18 protein-coding genes are annotated in these 20,826 nt (G+C 42.4%); 13 read left to right on the top strand and 5 right to left on the bottom strand.

The genetic code is table 11. The annotated features are described in order from the left end of the window. The first annotated feature begins 1 nt into the window (after window position 1). From MHI15_RS03280 to cysI, 4 genes are all read left to right on the top strand, one after another. Window positions 2–373, top strand: a complete 372-nt coding sequence (locus MHI15_RS03280; RefSeq protein WP_076130763.1) for a response regulator — start codon at window positions 2–4, stop codon at window positions 371–373. After that, window positions 360–3,620, top strand: coding sequence for an ATP-binding protein (locus MHI15_RS03275; RefSeq protein WP_076281460.1), 3,261 nt, complete (start codon window positions 360–362; stop codon window positions 3,618–3,620). Before MHI15_RS03280 ends, MHI15_RS03275 begins: the two co-directional genes overlap by 14 nt. A 234-nt stretch (window positions 3,621–3,854) precedes the next feature. Beyond that, on the top strand, window positions 3,855–5,711 hold the full coding sequence (locus MHI15_RS03270; RefSeq protein WP_339248792.1) for an assimilatory sulfite reductase (NADPH) flavoprotein subunit: 1,857 nt from the start codon (window positions 3,855–3,857) through the stop codon (window positions 5,709–5,711). A gap of 46 nt (window positions 5,712–5,757) precedes the next feature. Beyond that, window positions 5,758–7,482, top strand: a complete 1,725-nt coding sequence (cysI, locus tag MHI15_RS03265; RefSeq protein ID WP_076130761.1) for an assimilatory sulfite reductase (NADPH) hemoprotein subunit — start codon at window positions 5,758–5,760, stop codon at window positions 7,480–7,482. 732 nt (window positions 7,483–8,214) lie between these two features. On the opposite strand, the gene MHI15_RS03260 is transcribed toward cysI, so the two are convergent. Both MHI15_RS03260 and MHI15_RS03255 read right to left on the bottom strand, forming a co-directional pair. Further along, entirely contained in the window at window positions 8,215–8,436 is a 222-nt protein-coding gene (locus MHI15_RS03260) for a hypothetical protein (RefSeq protein WP_341164127.1), read from the bottom strand. A gap of 103 nt (window positions 8,437–8,539) precedes the next feature. Next, the gene (locus MHI15_RS03255; protein ID WP_341164126.1) at window positions 8,540–10,201 is read right to left on the bottom strand and encodes a cellulase family glycosylhydrolase; all 1,662 of its coding nucleotides are present in this window, start codon (window positions 10,199–10,201) and stop codon (window positions 8,540–8,542) included. A gap of 399 nt (window positions 10,202–10,600) precedes the next feature. Between MHI15_RS03255 and map the strand changes: the two genes are divergently transcribed. Next, window positions 10,601–11,347 (top strand): type I methionyl aminopeptidase, encoded by a 747-nt coding sequence (map, locus tag MHI15_RS03250; RefSeq protein WP_036685786.1) that lies wholly within the window; start codon window positions 10,601–10,603, stop codon window positions 11,345–11,347. Between the two features lie 54 nt (window positions 11,348–11,401). On the opposite strand, the gene MHI15_RS03245 is transcribed toward map, so the two are convergent. Then, window positions 11,402–11,806 (bottom strand): CBS domain-containing protein, encoded by a 405-nt coding sequence (locus MHI15_RS03245; RefSeq protein ID WP_076281463.1) that lies wholly within the window; start codon window positions 11,804–11,806, stop codon window positions 11,402–11,404. 178 nt (window positions 11,807–11,984) lie between these two features. Here MHI15_RS03245 and MHI15_RS03240 point away from each other — a divergent pair, with 178 nt between their 5' ends. The 6 genes from MHI15_RS03240 (at window position 11,985) to MHI15_RS03215 (ending at window position 17,921) form a co-directional block, all read left to right on the top strand. Further along, window positions 11,985–14,093 carry a methyl-accepting chemotaxis protein gene (locus tag MHI15_RS03240; RefSeq protein WP_076218469.1) on the top strand — a complete coding sequence of 703 codons (2,109 nt, stop codon included), beginning with the start codon at window positions 11,985–11,987 and terminating at the stop codon, window positions 14,091–14,093. A gap of 685 nt (window positions 14,094–14,778) precedes the next feature. Further along, window positions 14,779–14,979 (top strand): cold-shock protein, encoded by a 201-nt coding sequence (locus tag MHI15_RS03235; protein WP_036685790.1) that lies wholly within the window; start codon window positions 14,779–14,781, stop codon window positions 14,977–14,979. Window positions 14,980–15,043: 64 nt separating this feature from the next. Beyond that, the gene (locus MHI15_RS03230; RefSeq protein ID WP_038572358.1) at window positions 15,044–15,271 is read left to right on the top strand and encodes a hypothetical protein; all 228 of its coding nucleotides are present in this window, start codon (window positions 15,044–15,046) and stop codon (window positions 15,269–15,271) included. A 208-nt stretch (window positions 15,272–15,479) separates the two neighbouring features. Next, complete coding sequence (locus MHI15_RS03225) at window positions 15,480–16,289, top strand: GNAT family N-acetyltransferase (protein WP_341164125.1); 810 nt, start codon at window positions 15,480–15,482, stop codon at window positions 16,287–16,289. An 8-nt stretch (window positions 16,290–16,297) separates the two neighbouring features. Next, window positions 16,298–17,401 carry an LCP family protein gene (locus MHI15_RS03220; protein ID WP_341164124.1) on the top strand — a complete coding sequence of 368 codons (1,104 nt, stop codon included), beginning with the start codon at window positions 16,298–16,300 and terminating at the stop codon, window positions 17,399–17,401. A gap of 70 nt (window positions 17,402–17,471) precedes the next feature. Further along, window positions 17,472–17,921 (top strand): DinB family protein, encoded by a 450-nt coding sequence (locus MHI15_RS03215; RefSeq protein ID WP_341164123.1) that lies wholly within the window; start codon window positions 17,472–17,474, stop codon window positions 17,919–17,921. Here the strand turns inward: MHI15_RS03215 and MHI15_RS03210 are convergent. Then, window positions 17,918–18,127: a hypothetical protein gene (locus MHI15_RS03210; RefSeq protein WP_036685800.1), complete on the bottom strand. Its 210-nt coding sequence runs from the start codon at window positions 18,125–18,127 to the stop codon at window positions 17,918–17,920. The genes MHI15_RS03215 and MHI15_RS03210 overlap by 4 nt on opposite strands. A gap of 279 nt (window positions 18,128–18,406) precedes the next feature. Between MHI15_RS03210 and MHI15_RS03205 the strand changes: the two genes are divergently transcribed. Continuing rightward, a complete protein-coding gene (locus MHI15_RS03205; RefSeq protein ID WP_036685802.1) occupies window positions 18,407–18,766 on the top strand; it encodes a hypothetical protein in 360 nt (119 codons plus the stop codon). Window positions 18,767–18,809: 43 nt separating this feature from the next. Here MHI15_RS03205 and MHI15_RS03200 read toward each other — a convergent pair whose 3' ends face one another. Then, the gene (locus MHI15_RS03200; protein ID WP_341164122.1) at window positions 18,810–20,075 is read right to left on the bottom strand and encodes a serine hydrolase domain-containing protein; all 1,266 of its coding nucleotides are present in this window, start codon (window positions 20,073–20,075) and stop codon (window positions 18,810–18,812) included. A gap of 66 nt (window positions 20,076–20,141) precedes the next feature. Here MHI15_RS03200 and MHI15_RS03195 point away from each other — a divergent pair, with 66 nt between their 5' ends. Then, window positions 20,142–20,825 carry a response regulator transcription factor gene (locus MHI15_RS03195; RefSeq protein WP_076129903.1) on the top strand — a complete coding sequence of 228 codons (684 nt, stop codon included), beginning with the start codon at window positions 20,142–20,144 and terminating at the stop codon, window positions 20,823–20,825. The last annotated feature ends 1 nt before the right edge of the window (window position 20,826 follow it).

The raw sequence follows: 20,826 nt of genomic DNA, 5'->3' as shown, positions 1-20,826 counted from the left end.
TATGCAAAAGGTAATGGTAGTGGATGATGAAGAAGTATTACGAATGTTAATCGTAGACACCTTAGAAGATTTGGAAGACGTGGAGATCCACACTGCCGAGAACGGATTAGAGGCGCTTTCAAAATTGTCACAGGATCATTATGATTTGGTGATATTGGATTATATGATGCCTGAAATGACAGGGATTGAAGTCCTAGGTCAACTGGATGATGAGAAAAAGAAGGCTACAGCTATTTTAATGTTAACAGCCAAAGCCCAAGATGTAGATCGTCTTCGAGCGGTAGATGCAGGCGCACGTTATTTTATGCCAAAACCTTTTAGTCCGATGGAACTCTTGCAGATTGTGGAGGGGATCCTAAGTGACAAAGGGTAGCAGCTCTAATCACAGTATTAAAAATAGATATATTCGTATCATTGCCTTGGTTTTTTCGTTAATCATTCTTATGGGATCTGTATTTTTGTTTTTCATAAACAATGAGCAGAACAAATTAAGTAGAGACCGTGAAGTTCTGCAAAATAAGGCGGACACGATTAACGAATTGGCGACTGCGTTAAATGAGGTTTTTTTCCGAGCGAGGGGATTCAGCGCACTTAAGAGTGACAATGAATTAGAGCTCTTAAACTTAGGACTTGTTAACTTTGATAAGATTCTGGATACCTATTCTAATCTCAGTTTATCTCCGGAAGAAGCTTTGTTTAGAGATGGTTTGAAGGCCTTTTATGTTCAGTACAAAACTAAAGTTTTGCCGGAAGCGATTCGGTTTGTCGAGGCAGATGATTATGTGTCTTTGAGAGCTCTATCCGCAGATGGGAACACGAAATCAGTGAATGATTTTTTAATGTATACAAAAGAGTACAAGCAACGATCCGACGCCGCATTAAATACTATGGCTATGGATTACATCAAACGTGCCAATGAGTTTACCTTTATCGCATTCTTTTTCAGCACGATTATTCTGCTAATCTTCACCTTTATGATCTGGCGGATTCTGAAGAACCTAATAGATCCTATTCTGAAGCTGGAAGGGGCAACCCATTCCCTGGCTGCAGGAGAAGAAATTCTTCTGGGCAAGCTTAAGAATCAAGATGAAATTGGCCGACTTTATGATGCTTTTCTAAATATGGCTAGAAGTATTCAAGATAAAGAAGAAGAATTGATGATGCAGAATGAAGAGCTGCATGCGCAGCAGGATGAACTTCAGGATCAGCAATATAGGCTGCAGCGCTCGCTTAGTGAAATTGAGAGTATGATGAAAGCCTTGGATCAATCGTCTGCGGTAGGGATCCTTACTGCTAAAGGTGTCTTTACCTACGCGAATGATAATTTAAGTGGATATACCCGCTATAAAAAGTCTGAGATTATCGGTTACACCTATAAGTTATTTGAACTTTATAATCTCTCTGATGAGGGTTATCAGAAAATCTTTAACAAATTAAATACAGGCGGAGTGTGGAACAATGAGCTGCAGATTCTAGCCAAAGACGGATTGCCCATCTGGCTGCATCTGACGATTGTGCCGTACCTGAATGAAGAGGGTGTGATTTATCAATACATCCTTATTGCGAACGATATCACCTCAATGAAAAGCGTGCAGCAGGAGCTAGCCGAAACGTTAAAAAACACAGAACAGACCAAGATGATGCTAGAGCTAAATAATCAGCTGAATCATGATATTACTTATACTTTGGATAAACATGAATTTGCCGATAAGTTTATTGAGTTTATGCATCGCCTGTATGCCTTTGATTCGAGTTTCTTCCTGCTTGTGAAAGATAATATCGCGGCTGTGAAAGGCATTCCCCAGGAGAATGTGGAGCGTTATCTTGATCATGAGAATAATGAGATGTTATATCGCTTGCAAGCGGAAAAAACGTACCTAATCAAGCGCCTGGCCACACAATCAGAGCAAGGGATTTCTGCGAGTGAGGTCTATGTTTACGACTTCTACACTACTGTTGTGAACGCAGAGGATGAGATTCTTGCAGTGTTCTGTGGCAGCCGGATTGGTCATTCCTTCAGCAAAGAAGAGATTAATGAGGTTCAGGGGATGATGAACCGCGTAGCGCTGGCGATTGAACGTTTATTCATGTATGAAGAGATTGAACATGGACGAAAGCTGAATCGGGACATCGTAAATAATGTGAACGAGGGCATACAATTTGTGAATACAGAAGGTATGCTCCTGCAGATGAATAAAGCGTTGAGCAACATTTTTAATTATGAGTGGACAGAAGGAGCTTTGATTCCCCGTCAGAAATGGATGGATTATTTCATTGAGCACTCGAATGAGAATCATGAACTTCGGATGTTTTTTGAAAAAGCGATTGCTGAGGATGCTCTGGAATCGAGCAGCATGCAATACTCCATTGGAACTGAATCGATGAAGCATATTGATGTGTATGCGATCCCTGTATTCCGTCGCGAACTGCGTATTGGTACATTGTTTGTCTACAGAGATATCACTAGAGAATATGAGCTGGACCTTATGAAATCTGATCTTGTCAGTACGGTAAGTCATGAGCTAAGAACACCGCTATCGAGTGTACTTGGTTTCACAGAACTGTTATTATCTAAGACCATGAAGCCTGAGAAGCAGCTTAAATATCTGGAGACGATTCATAAAGAAGCTAAACGACTGACGGAGCTCATTAATGATTTTCTTGATTTGCAGAGAATGGAGTCAGGTAAGCAGCAATATATCACGGAGCATTTGAATCTCAGTGAAATTGTATTAGGCGTAATTGATCAATATAAACTGAGCAGTACCCATCATGTACTCCTAGTGGATGAGGCTTTGAATGCGGATGTTGACGTGGACAAGGATAAGATTGTCCAAGTTCTGACGAATCTGTTAAGTAATGCGATTAAATTCTCGCCTGATAACAATGAAGTTAAAGTACTGCTGCATAACGAGTCGGATAGAATTATTGTACGTATCCAGGATAATGGTCTTGGCATTCCTAAGGATCAAATAGGACAGCTATTCCAAAAATTCAGAAGAGTGGATAATAGCGCCTCTAAAAGAATTGGAGGAACAGGACTCGGGCTTGCCATCTGTAAGGAGATTATTGAGAAGCAAAAGGGAAATATCGGTATAGATTCCGTTGAAGGAGAGGGCACTACCGTCTGGTTTAGCCTCCCTATCCTCCATGCGGAAGCGAGCCGGCAACAGGATGAGCTTAATAAATGGAGCACCGATAAAGAGCTCAAGCCTAATGTGATGATCGTTGAAGATGATTACAGTCTATCGTTGCTTTTATCAGAAGAGCTTAAAGGGAAGGGCTTCCGTGTTACCCATCATTACCATCCACAGCAAGCTTTTGATCAGGCCTTGAAAACACCATTTGTGGCGATTGTGGTAGATTTGATGTTGGGTGAAGAGCTGGATGGCTGGGATTTGATCCGAATGCTTAAAGAAGATCCAAGAACTGAAAATATACCTATCGTTATTTCTTCTGCTCTGGATCAATCGGATAAGAATCAATTAAACGATGTAATTCAAAAATATTTAACTAAACCTTATCCACCCGGCGAGCTGTCGAATACGCTTGAGGAGATAGTGAAGATTAAGACGGGGAGCGGCGAGGTGTTATTTCCCGAAAGTAAGCAAAAATTATAGCTTTTATTTATCACAATATTTTATAAATAGTATCACTTTTTATAATGAAACCGATCAAAACAGGTTAAATCATACTGTTTTGATCGGTTTTTAAGTACTTTATAGATGATTTTTCAATAAAATACAATTATTAGGGTAAATCGACATCATTGATCGTTTACAATTATTGTGATAGCCTGATTTCATGAGGTACGGATCATCAGAAGATTTCATGTTTAGGAGAGGTGGATATTGTTGCAACTACAGGTAACGAACAGTCCTTTTAACGAGAGCCAAGTCGAGCTACTCAATCGTCTTCTACCATCCTTAACGGAGACACAGCAAATATGGCTTAGCGGTTATTTGTCAGCCATGGGCTTTACTACTGCACCATCGGCAGGTGCCGGGGTTCAAGCAGTACAATCAAATACGATAGGAAATGTGGAAGGTAGTGCCGTTAGTCAACCTGCAGCTTCACGTGAAGTGACCGTGTTGTTTGGGTCCCAGACAGGGAACTGCCAACGGCTGGCTGGGAGCTTGTCCCGCAAGCTGGAGGAGCAAGGATTTCAGGTCACACTCACTGCGATGAACAGCTTTAAGCCCAATGCGCTTAAGAAGGTTGAGAACCTCCTATTGCTGGTCAGTACACATGGTGAAGGCGAGCCGCCAGATAATGCACGGATGTTCCATGAATTTCTCTATAGCAAAAGAGCTCCTCAATTAGAGAATCTGAAGTTCTCAGTGCTGGCACTGGGGGATACCTCCTATGAATTCTTTTGTCAGACCGGCAAGGACTTCGATCAGCGGCTTGAGGAACTTGGCGGCAAGCGGTTAAGTCCACGTGTGGATTGTGATCTTGATTATGATGATTCGGTTACCGAGTGGTTTGAAGGCGTCATTAGTGCGTTAAATGCACATTTAAATGCTCCGGCCATTGCGGCAAAAGCGGTTCAAGCTGCGGAAGACGCAAATTCTCAGGAGCCTTTGTATACCCGTAACAATCCTTTTAAAGCGGAAGTATTAGAGAACCTTAATCTGAACGGACGTGGTTCTGACCGGGAGACCCGCCATTTGGAACTATCCCTAGAAGGCTCGAACATACAATTTGAACCAGGGGATGCGCTGGGTGTCTATCCGGAGAATCATCCTGAATTGGTAGACGCTATTATTCATACTATGGGCTGGAATTCTAATGATATTGTTCCATTTAATAAAAAAGGGGAAGACGGCACCTTACGTGAGGCCCTTCTTCACCACTATGAAATCACTGTATTGACCAAACCGTTACTTGAACAAGCGGCGAAGTTATCTTCTTCTAACCAACTAAGTGATCTATTGTCGCCAGAACGTGCGCAACAGCTTAAGGAATATATTCAAGGCCGCGATCTGCTCGATTTAGTTCAGGACTTCTCTCCATGGGAGGGTTCGGCCAGTAGCTTTGTGACTATTTTGCGCAAGCTTCCGGCACGACTCTATTCAATTGCCAGCAGCTATAAAGCTAATCCAGATGAGGTTCATTTAACGGTTAGAGCTGTACGTTATGAGGCACATGGCCGTGAGCGTTATGGGGTCTGCTCGGTACATTGTGCTGAAAGAGTCCAGCCGGGAGATACGTTGCCCATCTACATTCAACATAATCCGAACTTTAAGCTTCCGACGAATCCTGATGCACCGATCATTATGATTGGACCGGGCACAGGTGTTGCACCCTTCCGCTCTTTCCTGGAGGAACGTGGCGAGCTTGGGGCGGAAGGTAAATCATGGCTGTTCTACGGAGATCGGCATTTTGTGACGGACTTCCTCTATCAGACGGACTGGCAGAGAATGCTTAAAGACGGCTTGTTAACTAAGCTGGATGTTGCTTTCTCCCGTGATACCGAAGAGAAAGTATATGTTCAGCATCGCATTCTGGAAAAGAGCCGCGAGGTCTACGAATGGCTGCAAGCGGGAGCTCATATTTACATTTGCGGAGACGAGAAGCATATGGCACATGATGTTCATTCTGCTCTGATTACTGTCATCCAGCATGAGGGTGGTTTGAGTCCTGAAGAAGCGGCAGCTTATTTGGATAATATGCAGCAGGCGCAGCGCTACCAACGTGATGTTTACTAATGGATAGAGGAAAGTTATCGAATGACTTCGGGGGGAGATAACAACAATGGCAAACAATGAAAAGGTTAAGCCGATCGGCGGGCCTCCAAGCGATGTTGAGCACATTAAGCAAGAGAGTAACTATCTGCGGGGCGCGCTTGTTGAGACATTAAGCAATCCGATTACCGGAGGCTTGCCGGAAGATGATAATCGGCTGCTGAAATTTCACGGAAGCTATATGCAGGACGATCGGGATTTACGCAACGAGCGTGAACGGCAAAAGCTGGAGCCTGCATTCCAGTTCATGCTTCGTGTAGTTGCCCCAGGCGGGGTAGCGACACCAGAGCAGTGGCTAGTGATGGATGATCTGGCACAAAAATACGGCAATGGAACCTTACGTCTGACTACCAGACAGGCGTTTCAAATGCATGGGGTACTCAAATGGAATCTTAAGAAAACCATTCGCAGCATTAATGATACGCTGATGACGACGCTGGCAGCTTGCGGCGATGTTAACCGTAACGTAATGAGTAATCCGAATCCTTACCAGTCAGAGGTGCATGCAGAGGTCTACGAATGGGCGCGCAAAGTAAGTGATCACTTATCACCACGTACGCCTGCTTACCATGAAATCTGGTTGGACGGTGAGAAGGTAGTAGATAGCTTAGGCGAGCGTGCGGAAGTAGAACCGATCTATGGACCGGTATATTTACCGCGTAAATTCAAGATTGGTCTAGCGGTGCCTCCTTCTAATGATGTGGATGTATTCTCGCAAGATCTGGGTTTTATCGCTATTCTGGAAAATGAGAAACTAGTCGGCTTCAACGTTTCTGTAGGCGGCGGTATGGGGATGACTCATGGCGATACCAGTACTTATCCTCAGTTGGGACGTATAATTGGTTTTTGCCGTCCGGAACAGTTGATTGATGTGGCAGAAAAGACCGTAACGATCCAGCGGGATTATGGTAATCGTTCTGTCCGCAAAAATGCACGGTTCAAATATACAATTGACCGCCATGGTCTGGAATGGTTCGTAGACGAACTGCATGAAAGACTCGGATGGCAGCTTGAAGCAGCACGTGATTATCATTTTGATCACAACGGAGACCGTTACGGCTGGGTGAAGGGGACCAACGGAAAATGGAATCTGACACTTTATATCCAAAGCGGACGGATTCATGACCAAGAAGGATACACCTTGATGACTGGCTTGCGGGAGATTGCTAAGATTCATACTGGAGATTTCCGGCTAACGCCGAATCAGAATCTAACGATTGCCAACGTCACTACTGCCAAAAAACGCAAAGTAGCTGAGCTGGCTAAACAGCATGGACTAACAGATGGAGCACATCTTTCTGCATTGCGGCGCAGCTCCATGTCCTGTGTAGCACTGCCAACCTGCGGACTTGCGATGGCTGAAGCGGAACGCTATCTGCCTTCGCTGATAGATAAGCTGGAGCTTGTTATAGATAAAGCTGGTTTGCGTGACGAGGAAATTGTGATCCGAATGACCGGCTGCCCTAATGGCTGTGCTAGACCGGCGCTGGGTGAAATCTCGTTTATCGGCAAGGCTCCTGGCAGATACAATATGTATTTAGGAGCAGGCTTTACGGGTGATCGCCTCAATAAAATGTATAAAGAAAACATAGATGAGAAGGAGATCCTAGAGACGCTTGAACCTATTCTTCACCGATATGCCAAAGAACGTCAACAAGGCGAGCATTTTGGAGATTTCGTGATCCGTGCAGATTATGTTAAAGCCGTTACCTCTGGACTTAATTTCCATGACTAAATGAAAGTAGATTTAAAAATGTCCCGGGGCCAGTTGATGGCTGCCGGGATTTTTGTGGTTTGGTCGTAGTTAGATGCGCGGGGTGTCGTGTCGTACACATAATGCTCCAGAGGTAAAGAACGGTAGGTGAGCGCAGACGAGCGCAGACGAATAGAAGATGAGTAGTAGATGAGGGGCAGATGAGTAGTAGATGAGTAGTAGATGCGCTGACGAGCGGCAGTAGACTAACAAGGTGACGGACTCAGGAGCCCTTATTTCCTGAAATCTTGCCAATTTGCCGAGTATTCGGACCCCAGCGCCGTTATGGGGATGAAAAGAGGCCAAAATAGGCCTTTTTCAGAGGAATAGCGTCTCTCCAGTCCGAAAGTTGCTCAAAACGGCTTAAATCGCACAAATAGCGTCATCTGAGTCCGAAAATCACGACAAAGCGCTCCATAGGTAAAGAACGGTAGTTGAACAGTAGATGAGCATAGACGAGCGGCAGTAGACTAACATCAGAGTAGTAAAAGGGTCATATTAGATAGTGGGACAGAGTGATATTAGCGCAGTAGGAGCAATTGTAGAGTAATACGCAGAACAGCAGGAGCAATAGTGAAGTAAAGCAGAACAGCCAAATAAAAGAGAAGCAACCGACTATCGGAACAATAGACGAGCGACAGTAGACTAACATCAGAGTAGTAAAAGGGTCATATTAGATAGTGGGACAGAGTGAAATTAGCTCAGTAGGAGCAATTATAGAGTAATACGCAGAACAGCAGGAGCAATAGTGAAGTAACGCAGAACAGCCAAATAAAAGAGAAGCAACCGACTAGCGGAACAATAGACGAGCAGCAGTAAACTATCATCAAAGTAGTAACAGTCCGGCAGTAAACTAACATCAGAGTAGTAACATTCCGGGAGCAGGCTAACAGCAGTAGATCTCCGTTGACTGACAAATCTAGTAACAGCCTTCATTTGATCTACAATAATCTAGTAAGATCCTAACATCTGCGCTACAACAGATTCAATTTAAAAACCAGCAAGTCTCCAATTCCGGGAGGCTCGCTGGTTTATGTGTTTAAGGAGCGATACCGGAGATCAGTACATCGTTTTGATACAGGGTTACTTTGTTCCAAGTGCTGAAGGAAACTTTGGTTGGATCGAACGAATAGTCATTTGCTTCATTGAAGTTAGACCAGTCGCTTTTGTGCACGCGTAATTGGATTTCTCCTGACTGCCCACCGGCAGGTATGGAGCCCGCGCTAGCATTGAAAGTAAGCTCAACGTAAGAGTCGGCGTTCGTCCCATTTGTGGACCCGAGGGCAACCGATATATTAGAAGCACCGACCTGCGCCCAATCGATTACTCCATTGAGAGAGGCGCTTCCATCTTTAGTAAAGTAATAACGAATTTTCAGTCCATTTAAATTGACTGCCGTTGTTCCGTTGTTATAGATGTTGAAGTAGGGCTTGATTGAGTTATCAGTAGCATTGGTATCTGCTGCACGGTAGTAAAGTGCCAGATTACTGGATGGCGAGCCGGTAGGAGTGGCTGTAGGTGTTACTGTAGCTGTTGGCGTAGGTGTAGGTGTTGGCGTAGGTGTAGGTGTAGGTGTAGGTGTAGGTGTAGGTGTAGGTGTAGGTGTAGCTGTTGGTGTTGGTGTAGGTGTTGGTGTAGGTGTTGGTGTTGGTGTTGGTGTAGTGCCACCATCCGGCACAGGTTGGTAACCAGGTGTTGTGTAAATTTTATTAAGCACGGAGGTTGCTAAGGTTCCGTTTGCTCCATTAACGACTGTATTTCCCCAGTTGCTGAGTGTTCCTGCTGGACCGCTGGCTAGATCCAGATATTCAACGCCTCCGCCATTACCATACCAGGACCAGGCGAGCCAGCCCACCTTTTTTTCCTTCGTGTAGCTCATAATGGTGGCTTCATCGACATCTCCACCCGTGTGCTTGTCACCGAATTCGCCGATAATCACAGGGGCTCCAATAGCCAAGGCACTATCGATATTACTCTTGACTGTAGCAGCATTACCTCCAGCATATTCGTACATATGAATTGAGAAAATAGTGTTTTTTAAGGTATCTGAATTAAATACAGCCTGACCACTAGTGAAAATAGATTGTGGGTATTGACCCCATCCCGCTGCATCTACAACTAAAGTGTTCTTAATGCCCGCATTTCTTAACGCAGGAATTGCCGCTTGGTATCCACTGGCCCATGTTGCAGTGTTCCAAGAACCGTACCATTCATTAGCAATATTCACAATGACACGATCTTCTTTACCGATCAAAGCATCCTTGATGCTGATCCAATAGTTTACTGCAGCGTTAAGGTCAGAGGTGTTGTCTGAGCCCGTAGCATCATGCACTTCCAGCATGGCAATCATTTTATACTGATCACAAAGCTTAAGAATATTTTGGACATCAGCTAAGGTATCGAGAGACCATTTGCTGCCATTAGAAAGAACAATTCTGACGGTATTGGAGCCAGTCGCTGCGATGGCCGGTATTGCAGTAGCCAGATCGTTTTTGTACCAAGTGTGTGCATGATTAACCCCGCGCATTACAAAAGGACTGCCGGTGGCATCGTATAAAGTGGTACCGCTTACATAAAAACCTTTAACAGAAGTGTTTGCTGCCGCTGCCTGCTGTTGAGGTAAAGAAATAGAAAGAGTAAGGATACTAATTAATACTAACAAACTGATTTTCCGGAACGAAAAATGCTTTCTGAATTTCATCAACATTTCCTCCTTAATCAAATAGGGTTGCTTCTTTGATTATGCGTATCCTCCAGGTGGTTGCAGTAAATGCACTCAATTACAGGCATGTATCACCTCCTCAGTTATTTTGAATATAACATATAAAGTAATTTTTAGGAATAATAAATAATTTAACGATAACAATAACTTTATGTTTTATTAGAAAGATAAGAGAAATTGCTGATAAAGCACTCGTCTTTCATCTAACATTCTCATAAGAAATGATGTTATTTTTAGATTCAGGAAGGAAAATATAATTTTTTTTGCCTTATGATTTGGATTTCTCGCGATTTTCTTTCATAATATAAAGGGTAAACTAAATACAAAAGAAGAACCGTTGCCCGAGAGCGATGTGTTCTGTACAGAAGAGGCGATATTATGATTATCATGAAAACGATGGAAGAGATCGAAAAAATGCGTGCGGCGGGAAAAATTCTCGCTGAATGTCATCGTCAAATTGCGCAAATTTTGCAGCCTGGTATTACGACCTGGGAAATTGATGAATTTGCAGAAAAATTTATATTGTCTCAAGGAGCTACTCCTGAGCAAAAAGGATATAATGGGTACCCGTACGCAACCTGTGCATCTGTAAATGATGTAATATGCCACGGATTCCCGAAAAAAGAGCCGCTAAAAGACGGGGATATCGTAACCATTGACATGGTTGTTAACTTAAACGGCTGGTTGGCAGATTCGGCCTGGTCTTACGGGATTGGCAATATTAGTGAACAGGCGACCAAACTTCTAGACACTACTAAGGAATCTTTATTCCGTGGAATCGAGCAGGCGGTTGCAGGCAACCGTATTGGCGATGTTGCGCATGCCATCCAAGTTTATGCAGAGTCTAACGGGTTTTCTGTAGTGCGTGATTTTATTGGCCACGGGATCGGTTCAGAAATGCATGAAGCTCCGGAAGTACCTCACTATGGTCCAGCAGGGAGAGGGCCTCGTCTTAAAGAGGGGATGGTATTTACCATTGAGCCCATGCTGAACACAGGCAGTTACAGAACAAAAATTGATGCGGATGGTTGGACTGCGCGTACCATTGACGGCGGATTGTCAGCACAATATGAGCATACTTTAGCGATTACCCCACAAGGAACGATTATCCTGACTGAACTGTAATTTTGATGAAAAATAAAATGACCAGTCTCCGTAATGGAGATTGGTCATTTTTTATTAATCTGTAATGTTGCGAGTGTAATATTCAATGATATCTTTTCTCCTAATAATTCCAACAAATACACCCTCATTATCAATCACAGGAACGAAATTCTGATCCGCAGCAAGCGTCAGCATATCCTCCATTTCTGCATTAATGAGAACACTTTCGTTATGAACATGCTTTTGGATGTCGCTTACTGGAATTTCCCCTATATTGTCAAAGGTTAAATCTGCTGTGTTTTTCAGCTTCCACAATAGATCACCCTCCGAAAGTGTTCCTACATATTTTCCTTCATTATCAATAATAGGGATAGCCGTGTAATGGTGCTGTTCTAATTGTTCTAAGGCTTCCAGCATGGATAGTGAGTTAGTGATATAGGCGACTTGATCTTTTGGCAACAAAAAAGAGGATATTTCCATCGGCATGAACTCCTTTGTATTATGTTATTTTTTGATTAGGCTACTTTTATTTAAACATACTTTTGGAATGGATAGAATTTTAAATTTTCATCCCTTGAATTATAGGTAATAAGTCCTATTGAATAGAGGTCGTATTTTGTCGATTAAAGATATATTATCCTAGAGTGGAGTTGTTCAGATGGCATTGTATCGAAGGCTTTCATTAACGTTTAAATTTGTTATGGTGGTAAGTTTAGTAATTATTGTGATCTTTTTCTTTAGTTTAGTCGCAAACCTGGCTAATCTGCGTAGTGTGAGCATATCCAACGGTGAACTTCAGGCAGAGGTCGCAGGAAAAAGTTATGCGGAGACCATTCAGAATAGAATGATAGACATTCAGTCGACGGGTGAAGCGCTCGCTGAAGTACTCCTTGAATCAAGAGAACGTCAAACCTTGGACCGTGAAGATGTTGTTTCTACAATGAAAACTATGCTTGAGCACAGACCAGAAATTTTTGGGATGAGCATATTATGGGAACCCAATGCTTTTGATCAGAACGATCAGGCTAATATAAATAAGATGCCATATGATGATGGTACGGGGCGTTTTATTCCTTATGTCTTTAGAAATCAAGGTGCAATAAAGGTTGAACCCTTAAAGAATTATGATGTAGAAGGTGCGGGTGATTATTACCTTTTACCAAAAAAAGAGAAAAAACCGGTATATATTGAACCCTACTCCTATGAGACGACTGGTGGAGCTATAGAGATGATTTCGGTCATGCTGCCAATTTTGGATAAAACGGGTGCATTTCTGGGGACTGTAGGGTTCGATGTTTCGTTAACCCAATTGCAGGAAGAAGCCGTTAACTATAAACCTCTGGGAGGTTATGTTTCTTTAATCACTGGTAATGGCAAATATGCAGCCAACCCAAATGATCCTCAAAGTGTACTCAAAGAATTCGGTGATACAGAAGATAAAACAGTACTGTGGAAGCGTGTGAAGAATGGGGAGGCCAAACTGGGATACACGATAAATTCCAAGGGAGAAGACGTGCTGCGGACTTTTGTTCCGATACCAATGCCTGGAAGTGACCAGGTCTGGTACACACAGACAGCGATCTCTAAGGATGTTATCATGGCTGATTATGAACAAGCTAAAACAGAATTTTTTATCATTATGATTATTGGGATTTTGATTTTAGCTGTTATTGTTGGTCTTCAACTATGGTTGATGGTAGTTAAACCGCTTCGCTTGTTATCTGAGAAATTGCAGCTGATGTCTCAGGGGGATTTGACTCAAACCCTGCAGGTTCGAAATGATGATGAATTCGGCAAAATGGCTACACATTTTAATCATATGACCCATAAGCTTCGAGAAATGTTTGGACTTGTCGCTGATCTATCAATGTCCGTGGGAGCTACCTCTGAAGAGCTGACAGCTAACGCTGAGCAGACTGGGAAAGCTGCTGAACAAATTGCTGTGGCAATTGGACGAGTAGCCGAAGGAGCGCAGTTGCAGAGTGATTATGCGGGTGATTCTTCAATGGCGATGAGCGAGCTGAATGTTGGAGTGCAACGGATTGCTGACTCTTCGTCATCGGTATCTGCATCTGCAGATGAAGTTACCGATCAGACGAAAAAGGGCAGTGCCCAGCTGCAAATGGCAGTGAATCAAATGTCGGAGTTAAAGCTGTCTGTAGATGAGACGAGTCTGGCGATTGAACGTTTAGGCGAACGATCTGCTCAGATCAGCGGGATTATCGGCTTGATTTCGAACATAAGTAAACAGACCAATCTGTTGGCACTAAATGCGGCTATTGAAGCGTCCAGAGTGGGTGAACATGGCCGAGGTTTTGCGGTGGTGGCCTCAGAAATTCGCATGCTGGCAGATCAGACTAAAAAAGCTGCCGAACAAGTTACTGCTTTGGTTGAAGATGTGGTGCAAGATACTAATCAAGCTTCACAAGCGATGGCTGTCGGCAATGAAAAAGTAATTCTTGGTGTGCAGAGTGTATCTGATAGTGATCTTTTATTTACGTCGATTCTGACAGAGATGACACAGGTAACCGATCAGATCCAAGAGGTCTCAGCAGCTGCACAGCAGATGACCGCGGGGACGGAGCAAATTTCAGTTACCGTTAAACAATTAGCCGATCTTGCTTCGGAAGCTTCCTCGGACTCCCAAAGTGTGGCAGCAGCCTCTGAGGAGCAGCTTGCTTCTATGGAAGAGATCTCAGCCTCGTCGGAGTCACTCAGCTCAATGGTGCAAGACCTGTTGGATAAATTATCTTACTTTAAAATTTAGATTACCTTTTCAGATATATAGAGAAGGGCTGGCACCTAAAACTATGAAAATGACTGCTGTGTCGAAAGCACATGCTTAGTCACTGGAAAATACGCTTAGTAACCTGCTAACGGACACAGTGGTCCTTAAACGTACGATTATCCGATATTTGGAATGTTATCGGACTCCAGGGCAGCTATTGGCCTGAAAAATGCTTATTATGAGCCTCTTTCCAAGGAATAGCGTCACTGGAGTCCGAAATCTAGCGGTAAAGAATAAAAACATGTAAATAACGTCTACCGAGTCCGAAAGCCCCGTAGGATAATGAATGTGTAGTCGTAGCAGGCCGCAAATGACCAAAAAACGCTGAACAGCGATTCTTCGATAACAGAAGAATCGCTGTTTTGTTGATTTTAGGATTTTGAAAGTGAGGAGGTCAGTCTCCGCTCGTAGAATCACTTATGGCACAGCTCCTTCTTACCTCCCATTTTCTTCATAATGCAGTAGAGTATCTATTTGGTGTTAGCTGTGTTATAATCAATCTATCGAAAGTATTTACTTGGCGAATTCACATAGCGTAGAGGGTTATTCTTTAGACGTTAATAACCTTGTACCATATGTGAATTTTTATTTTTTTAGAGATTTTGCAAGAGATTTTTTGAGGATAAGAATAACATGTAAATAAAAATAAGGTGGTAATTATATTATGCAAACAGGAACAGTGAAATGGTTTAACGCAGACAAAGGTTTTGGTTTTATCGAGGTTGAAGGTGGAGAAGATGTATTCGTACATTTCAGCGCTATTACTGGTGACGGATTCAAGTCCCTGGATGAAGGACAACGTGTAGAATTTAACGTAGTTCAAGGTAATCGTGGTCAACAAGCTGAGAATGTTGTAAAACTGTAAGTAGTAAAATGAATCCCCAAACGTATCGTTTGGGGATTTTTTTATAGAAAGGTGGCGGATGTAAATGCAGGTGTTTGAAGACTGGAATTTAAAAGTTAAGAAAACCTTTAACGCTACAAGTAACAAGGAAGTATTGACGGTGTCTGAAGCGGGAAGCTTGCTCGGGCTGTCTAAAGATCAAATGAAAAGTTATGTAGATCAGCATAAGTTGACTAAAGTTCCGATCATGAGAAGTGTCGTCAGATATCTTTTACTCAAGAGTGAGATCGATATGATTGTGAAAAAAACCTAAGATCATCATTAATAAATAGGGTAGACCAATCCTTGATAGGATATGGTCTTTTTTTGTCTCACAAATTTCTTATAAATAGAAACTTATCGACCCTAAGATCGTCTATAATAATGGGATATTTTAGGTAACAGTGTCATCCAGCAAAAAAATATCCTCACATACTGGTGGTTATCTATCAAAACATTACGTGAGATCTAAGGAGAAAATTATGAAACGACTAGAGCGTAAAGATTATTACAAAGCTATTGAGCCTTTAGGAAAAGTGAAAATAAATACGATGTTTGCTGAGTCCGTGGTTAAACAAGTCATACCTGGCAGCGTATATGTTGACGATATCGTTAACCCGCGTGCTTTTTACATTGCTCACCCTTGTGGAATGTCTTTATTAATTGGAGAGTCGGATAATGAAGAGTTTAAGCGCGATCTTTTTGATTACATAACCAATAAAAATATGATTCGGCATCATCAAGAGTTGCTGCAGGTTGATCCAGCGGGAGGCTGGCCGGAAGTTATCGCTCATTGGAGTGAACAGGAAATGCTCCATAGAAATACAAGGGTCAACTTCAGCTTTAATTGCGAGAAATATCTGAAACAGAAAGCTTCTTATCTTAACCAAGACCTTGAAGTGGTGCGAATGAACAAAGAACGGTTTTTGGCGGCAACAGGAGGTGTCAATCCTAAGGCGTTTTGGAGGAATGAAGAGCAATTTCTTGCTGAGGGGCTGGGCTTCAATATTCTTGACGCAGGGGAAATTGCCTCTACGGCATTTTCGGGTTTTGTTAATGAGCATCAACTGGAAATTGGCATAGAAACTTCAGAAGCACATCGGGGGAAGGGCTATGCCTACGCGGTCTGTTCAGCCTTAATAGAATACTGTTTAGAACATCAGCTTGAGCCGGTGTGGGCGTGTCGTCTGGATAACGAGGGTTCTTTCAACTTAGCGCATAAATTAGGCTTTGAGACAACCTACATGATTCCCTATTATCGGCTGGTAGAATCCGTCATCAGGAAGGGTTAAGGATCCGAATGAAAAATAAACAGACTACCCATTCAGCTTCTTCATTTTCTTTAAGTAGAATTGAGAAAAAAAAAGTGAAAAAGAAAACTAAGACCAGCAAGAAAAAAAAGATCTGGCTATTTACGCTTGCTATCGTACTTATTGCTGGGCTAGGATCTTATGTTTTTCGTAAAGAACTGCTGATTTTCGGATTTAATAATGTTGTGGCTCCGACTATTGAACACACGCTTGATGGATCATACGTTCCTTTGGAGAATAATGAAAACGCTGAAGCTCCCGGATTACAACCAACGGCGGATAACAAGGATCGTCCATTTTCTATCCTCCTATTGGGTACTGATCAGCGGGGAAAAGAGAACGGGCTTTCTGATTCGATTATATATACTGTGATCCGGCCACTTGATCATAAAGTATTGTTCGTGTCGATCCCTCGTGATTCCTATGCAGAAATTATCGGAGCGGAAAAGGTTAAAGGAGCTAGGAAAGAAACCAAGATTAATGCAGCTCATTCCTATGGCGGTCCTCAGATGAGTGTAGACACCGTTAAAAATTTATTAAACGCGCCTATCGAATATTACGCTACTATTAATTTTAACGGTCTTGTGGGCGTTACAGATGCTCTAGGGGGTGTTGAACTTCCGATTACCAAGGTGATTGAGAACAAGAGCCCGGATCATGAGAAATTAAGAATTGAACCGAACAAACCGATTTATTCTGGCGCTGAAGCATTAATGTATGTAAGATACCGCGAGGATTCTGATTTTAAACGAACGGAGCGGCAGCGGATCTTTTTGAAATCTGCGCTTGAACGGATGAAGAGAGTAGATAATATCCTTAATATACAGAAAATCATCGAAATAGCAGGCAGTAATTTCCAAACCAATATGAAGTCAGACTTTATTCTTGATTTGGCGAAAAGAGTAATTCTTGAAGGGGGTACTCCTGAGATCACAAGCCATATGTTGCAGGGTGAGGGCAGACGGAAGGATCAATGGTATTACATTCTTGACGAAAATGATGTGAAGCGTACCCATGAGTTGATTGAGATTTGGCTGAATCCTGACTCTACCGATACGGATCTGGCCGCAGCTTCTGCGGATGACGCAGCATAGATGTTGTGACTGAATTATTTTATTTTTCATGTGGAGGTTGATCTCTCTGGCTGCAAAAACAAATGAGCAAATGTTACTCGAATTTAAGTCCCTCATCCCGTTCGTAGAATCTTTAGGTGAAGTATCAGCTAAACATTGGAATCAGCCTATTGCAGCTGGTAAATGGACTTTAAAGGATATCATCTGTCATCTCATGTTATGGGATAAATATTTTTATGAAGGTGCGATTAAGAAAATAATTCTCCGGGAACCGATCACAACCAAGCAGTTGGATTTTAACGAGTTTAATGCTAACGCTGTAGAATATGCTAAATTATTATCTGAACAAACATTAATTGAACAATTTGTACGTTATAGAACTAAAATCATAGATGCAGCTGTAGGCTTAACGGAAGAGGAATTCAATCAGGAATATAAGGATGGAGATCGCAAAAAATTCAGCGTTCGCAAGTACTTGAGAAGTTTTATCCCACATGATAAGCATCATAAAAAACAGATTGAGCAGTTCTTAAAACCTTAAACCTTGGCGCGATTTTGAACTAACTTCATGGATTGGCGTATGAGGATAGGACCAAACATGCTTCCGGCAGAGGCGGCAATTAAGGAATGGAAGGGGAATTTTATAGCAAAATAAAAGACCCATCCAGCAACAATATCAATAAGGATGAACTTCTTGATCTCGGATAATGGTATGGTCACGAAGACAATGGATTGTTTGTTTCTCACAGCAATGACCTCCTAATTTTAAGAAAACATCTTATAAATCCACTGTTCATTCTATTTTGGAACTAAGATGTCCCATTCCGTCTAAATCTACAATCGAATCGTAAAAAAAGGAAGTATGCCTTGCGGATCTTTTTCGCAAAGTGTACTTCCTTTTTTGTATGTGAGGATATTATCCGACTAATATTTGGCAGGGTATGGAAAGTCACAGAAGATATATTCAATCACTAGTACAATGTAAGCGTTGTCTTTTGTGAAAATATATCCTAAAGGAGCTAAGCTATGAGAGTGAAGAGACTATCTTTTAACCAGCTTGTGTTTATCTGTTTAGGTTTTCAATACTTGTTAATGCGTTTGTTCTCTGCCGGCGAGGCGATCGTTATCACATCGATAGAGCTAGTAATATATATTGTTTATACTGTCGCCACCCTTGCCGGATTGTTTCTCCGGAGCAGACGAATTGATAGTGAAGCTGTATCCGGGTTGTCGTCGTTATTTTTCAGCGTGTTATGGACGGTGTCTTTGTTCTCACAATTTCGGAAAGAAAGTTATCCAAATGCTTTAACAATCATTAATTCGCTGGGGGTGTCTTCAGCGGTAATCGTGATGCTCACGCAATTTATAATTTTGGCCAAGGCTTAGGCCTTAGCTGAAAAAAGGCGGGTGCCCAGTAGCTATTTTATGGCTATTGCGGCACTCGTTTGTTTTTTTTCATCCCCAGAAATGAAAGCTCACCCTGTTCATTTCGTTTAAATTCAAATTCACTGTCATGCTTGGTATGATGGAATCTTGTTTCTGAGATAGGATAGAACGGTGTAACCTCTTCATCATTCCAGACAAAATAATAGTCCTGGCCCCTACGCTCCACGCTCGCTTTGCAGCCAAATCCCTCATAGGTCCCCATATATTCAGCATACATGCTATCATCAAGTGGAAAGGCTCGCGGGAATATCGGCATTTCGGCAGGCTCACCGAATACTAATCCAGATAGAGATTCCGTTAACTTGGTAATGGGGACACAATCATAATTGGTCAACATGATGACGGTTGTCTGCTCTTCTGGATATCTGTGCATTTCACTTCGGAAGCCGCGATAAGCACCACCATGATACATTCTTTTGCGATCATAACGTTCGTCCAAAAACCAACCAAATCGATATTTGAGATTACTTGAATGAAAAGCCATCTCCAGAGTATCGTGAGACACTAATTGATCGGAGTATAACGCTTGATCCCACAGGAAAAGATCAGCAGCCGTCGAATACATGGCACCCGCTGACAGGATAGAGCTCATATGTATGTATTCACCCTGAGTATACTCTTCCCATGAGGAATGATAAGGTGAGGCTAATTTTGAAATGATTTGCTGATTGTTATAAACTCCTGTATTTACCATGCCAAGAGGCTGTAATATAAAAGTAGTGATATAATCTTCAAATGTCATGCCAGTAATCTTTTCAATGATCATTCCTAATAAATAATAACCCGAATTATTATAGGAAAACGATGTGCCGGGCATAAATGCAGGCGGTTGACTCACAAATAGCTGTAACATCTCCAAGGGAGTCAGCTTCAGTTTATTTAATTTTTGATTATATTCGGGTAGAGAAGTGTAGTTGGCTATACCCGAGGTATGTCCCAGCAGATGAAGGATGGTCATCCCCTCGAATGCATGCTGTTCAGGAAGATATTTTAAGATCGGATCTTCCAGTCGCAGACGTTTTTGTTCTTTTAGCATCAGAATCGCCATGCCAGTGAATGACTTGGTTAGCGACCAGATCCGGAATTTGGTATCTATAGCGTTCGGGACCTGATGTTCAAGATTCGCATACCCATATGCTTTTTGTAGCTTGATTTCTCCATGCTGAGCTATCAAGACTGTGCCGCTCAATGGCCAGCTTTGTTGGTATTTATCTAAAAATTGCTCCAGACGCTGGGATTGTTTATCCACAGGTAACCCCTCCTTAAAGGCATATTCTAACATAATACTAAATTCTGTTGAAGCGGAGAGAAATCCATGAGATATGATTGTTTAATTATTGATGATGAAACTGAACTTGCGGAGACCACCTGCGAATATTTTAATTTGTTCGATGTTCAAACCGCGTTTGTTACAAGCGCTGATGCCTGTCGAAGCTTTTTACGTGAGCATCAGGTCTCAATGTTACTGCTAGATATTAATTTAGGCGGTGAATCCGGCTTCCAGTTATGCAAAGAGCTGCGTCAGACGATGGGGATTCCTATCTTGTTTATTAGTGCCCGCTCGAGTGAAGATGATGTATTGATTGCTCTTGATATCGGAGGAGATGACTATATTCATAAGCCGTATACCCTGCGAGTGCTGCTCGCAAAAGTGAAGGCGGTGCTTAAACGCCACAATAACGAAGTTATAGCTGAGGCAGCTATCCTCCAAGCCGGCCCTATCCAGATAGACCCCGAACTTAGGAGGGCAAGCCTTAATGGCGTAGCTCTCAAGCTGAAAACGATGGAATATAAATTGCTCAGCTATTTGATTCAGCAGAAAAATAGGGTAATCCCCAAAGAGGAGTTATTTACTGAGGTATGGGGAGATGTTTTTGCGGGGGATGGCACCTTAAATGTACATATCCGTCATCTACGTGAGAAGATTGAGCAGAATCCTAATGATCCTCAGTACATCCGTACAGTATGGGGCATCGGTTATGCTTTTGAGGACAAATAGT

The sequence above is a fragment of the Paenibacillus sp. FSL H7-0918 genome (assembly GCF_038007025.1).
Taxonomy (GTDB): domain Bacteria; phylum Bacillota; class Bacilli; order Paenibacillales; family Paenibacillaceae; genus Paenibacillus_AQ; species Paenibacillus_AQ odorifer.
The sequence above is the reverse complement of the archived record's forward strand: the minus strand, read 5'-3'. Positions and strand labels throughout refer to the sequence as shown.

What these genes read in the sequence shown, in the direction of transcription:
- MHI15_RS03280 (WP_076130763.1), top strand. Translation starts at nt 2, where the DNA reads ATGCAAAAGGTAATGGTAGTGGATGATGAAGAAGTATTACGAATGTTA.
- cysI (WP_076130761.1), top strand. Translation starts at nt 5,758, where the DNA reads ATGGCAAACAATGAAAAGGTTAAGCCGATCGGCGGGCCTCCAAGCGAT.
- MHI15_RS03260 (WP_341164127.1), bottom strand. Translation starts at nt 8,436, where the DNA reads ATGAAGGCTGTTACTAGATTTGTCAGTCAACGGAGATCTACTGCTGTT.
- MHI15_RS03255 (WP_341164126.1), bottom strand. Translation starts at nt 10,201, where the DNA reads ATGAAATTCAGAAAGCATTTTTCGTTCCGGAAAATCAGTTTGTTAGTA.
- map (WP_036685786.1), top strand. Translation starts at nt 10,601, where the DNA reads ATGATTATCATGAAAACGATGGAAGAGATCGAAAAAATGCGTGCGGCG.
- MHI15_RS03245 (WP_076281463.1), bottom strand. Translation starts at nt 11,806, where the DNA reads ATGGAAATATCCTCTTTTTTGTTGCCAAAAGATCAAGTCGCCTATATC.
- MHI15_RS03240 (WP_076218469.1), top strand. Translation starts at nt 11,985, where the DNA reads ATGGCATTGTATCGAAGGCTTTCATTAACGTTTAAATTTGTTATGGTG.
- MHI15_RS03235 (WP_036685790.1), top strand. Translation starts at nt 14,779, where the DNA reads ATGCAAACAGGAACAGTGAAATGGTTTAACGCAGACAAAGGTTTTGGT.
- MHI15_RS03230 (WP_038572358.1), top strand. Translation starts at nt 15,044, where the DNA reads ATGCAGGTGTTTGAAGACTGGAATTTAAAAGTTAAGAAAACCTTTAAC.
- MHI15_RS03225 (WP_341164125.1), top strand. Translation starts at nt 15,480, where the DNA reads ATGAAACGACTAGAGCGTAAAGATTATTACAAAGCTATTGAGCCTTTA.
- MHI15_RS03220 (WP_341164124.1), top strand. Translation starts at nt 16,298, where the DNA reads ATGAAAAATAAACAGACTACCCATTCAGCTTCTTCATTTTCTTTAAGT.
- MHI15_RS03215 (WP_341164123.1), top strand. Translation starts at nt 17,472, where the DNA reads ATGTTACTCGAATTTAAGTCCCTCATCCCGTTCGTAGAATCTTTAGGT.
- MHI15_RS03205 (WP_036685802.1), top strand. Translation starts at nt 18,407, where the DNA reads ATGAGAGTGAAGAGACTATCTTTTAACCAGCTTGTGTTTATCTGTTTA.
- MHI15_RS03195 (WP_076129903.1), top strand. Translation starts at nt 20,142, where the DNA reads ATGAGATATGATTGTTTAATTATTGATGATGAAACTGAACTTGCGGAG.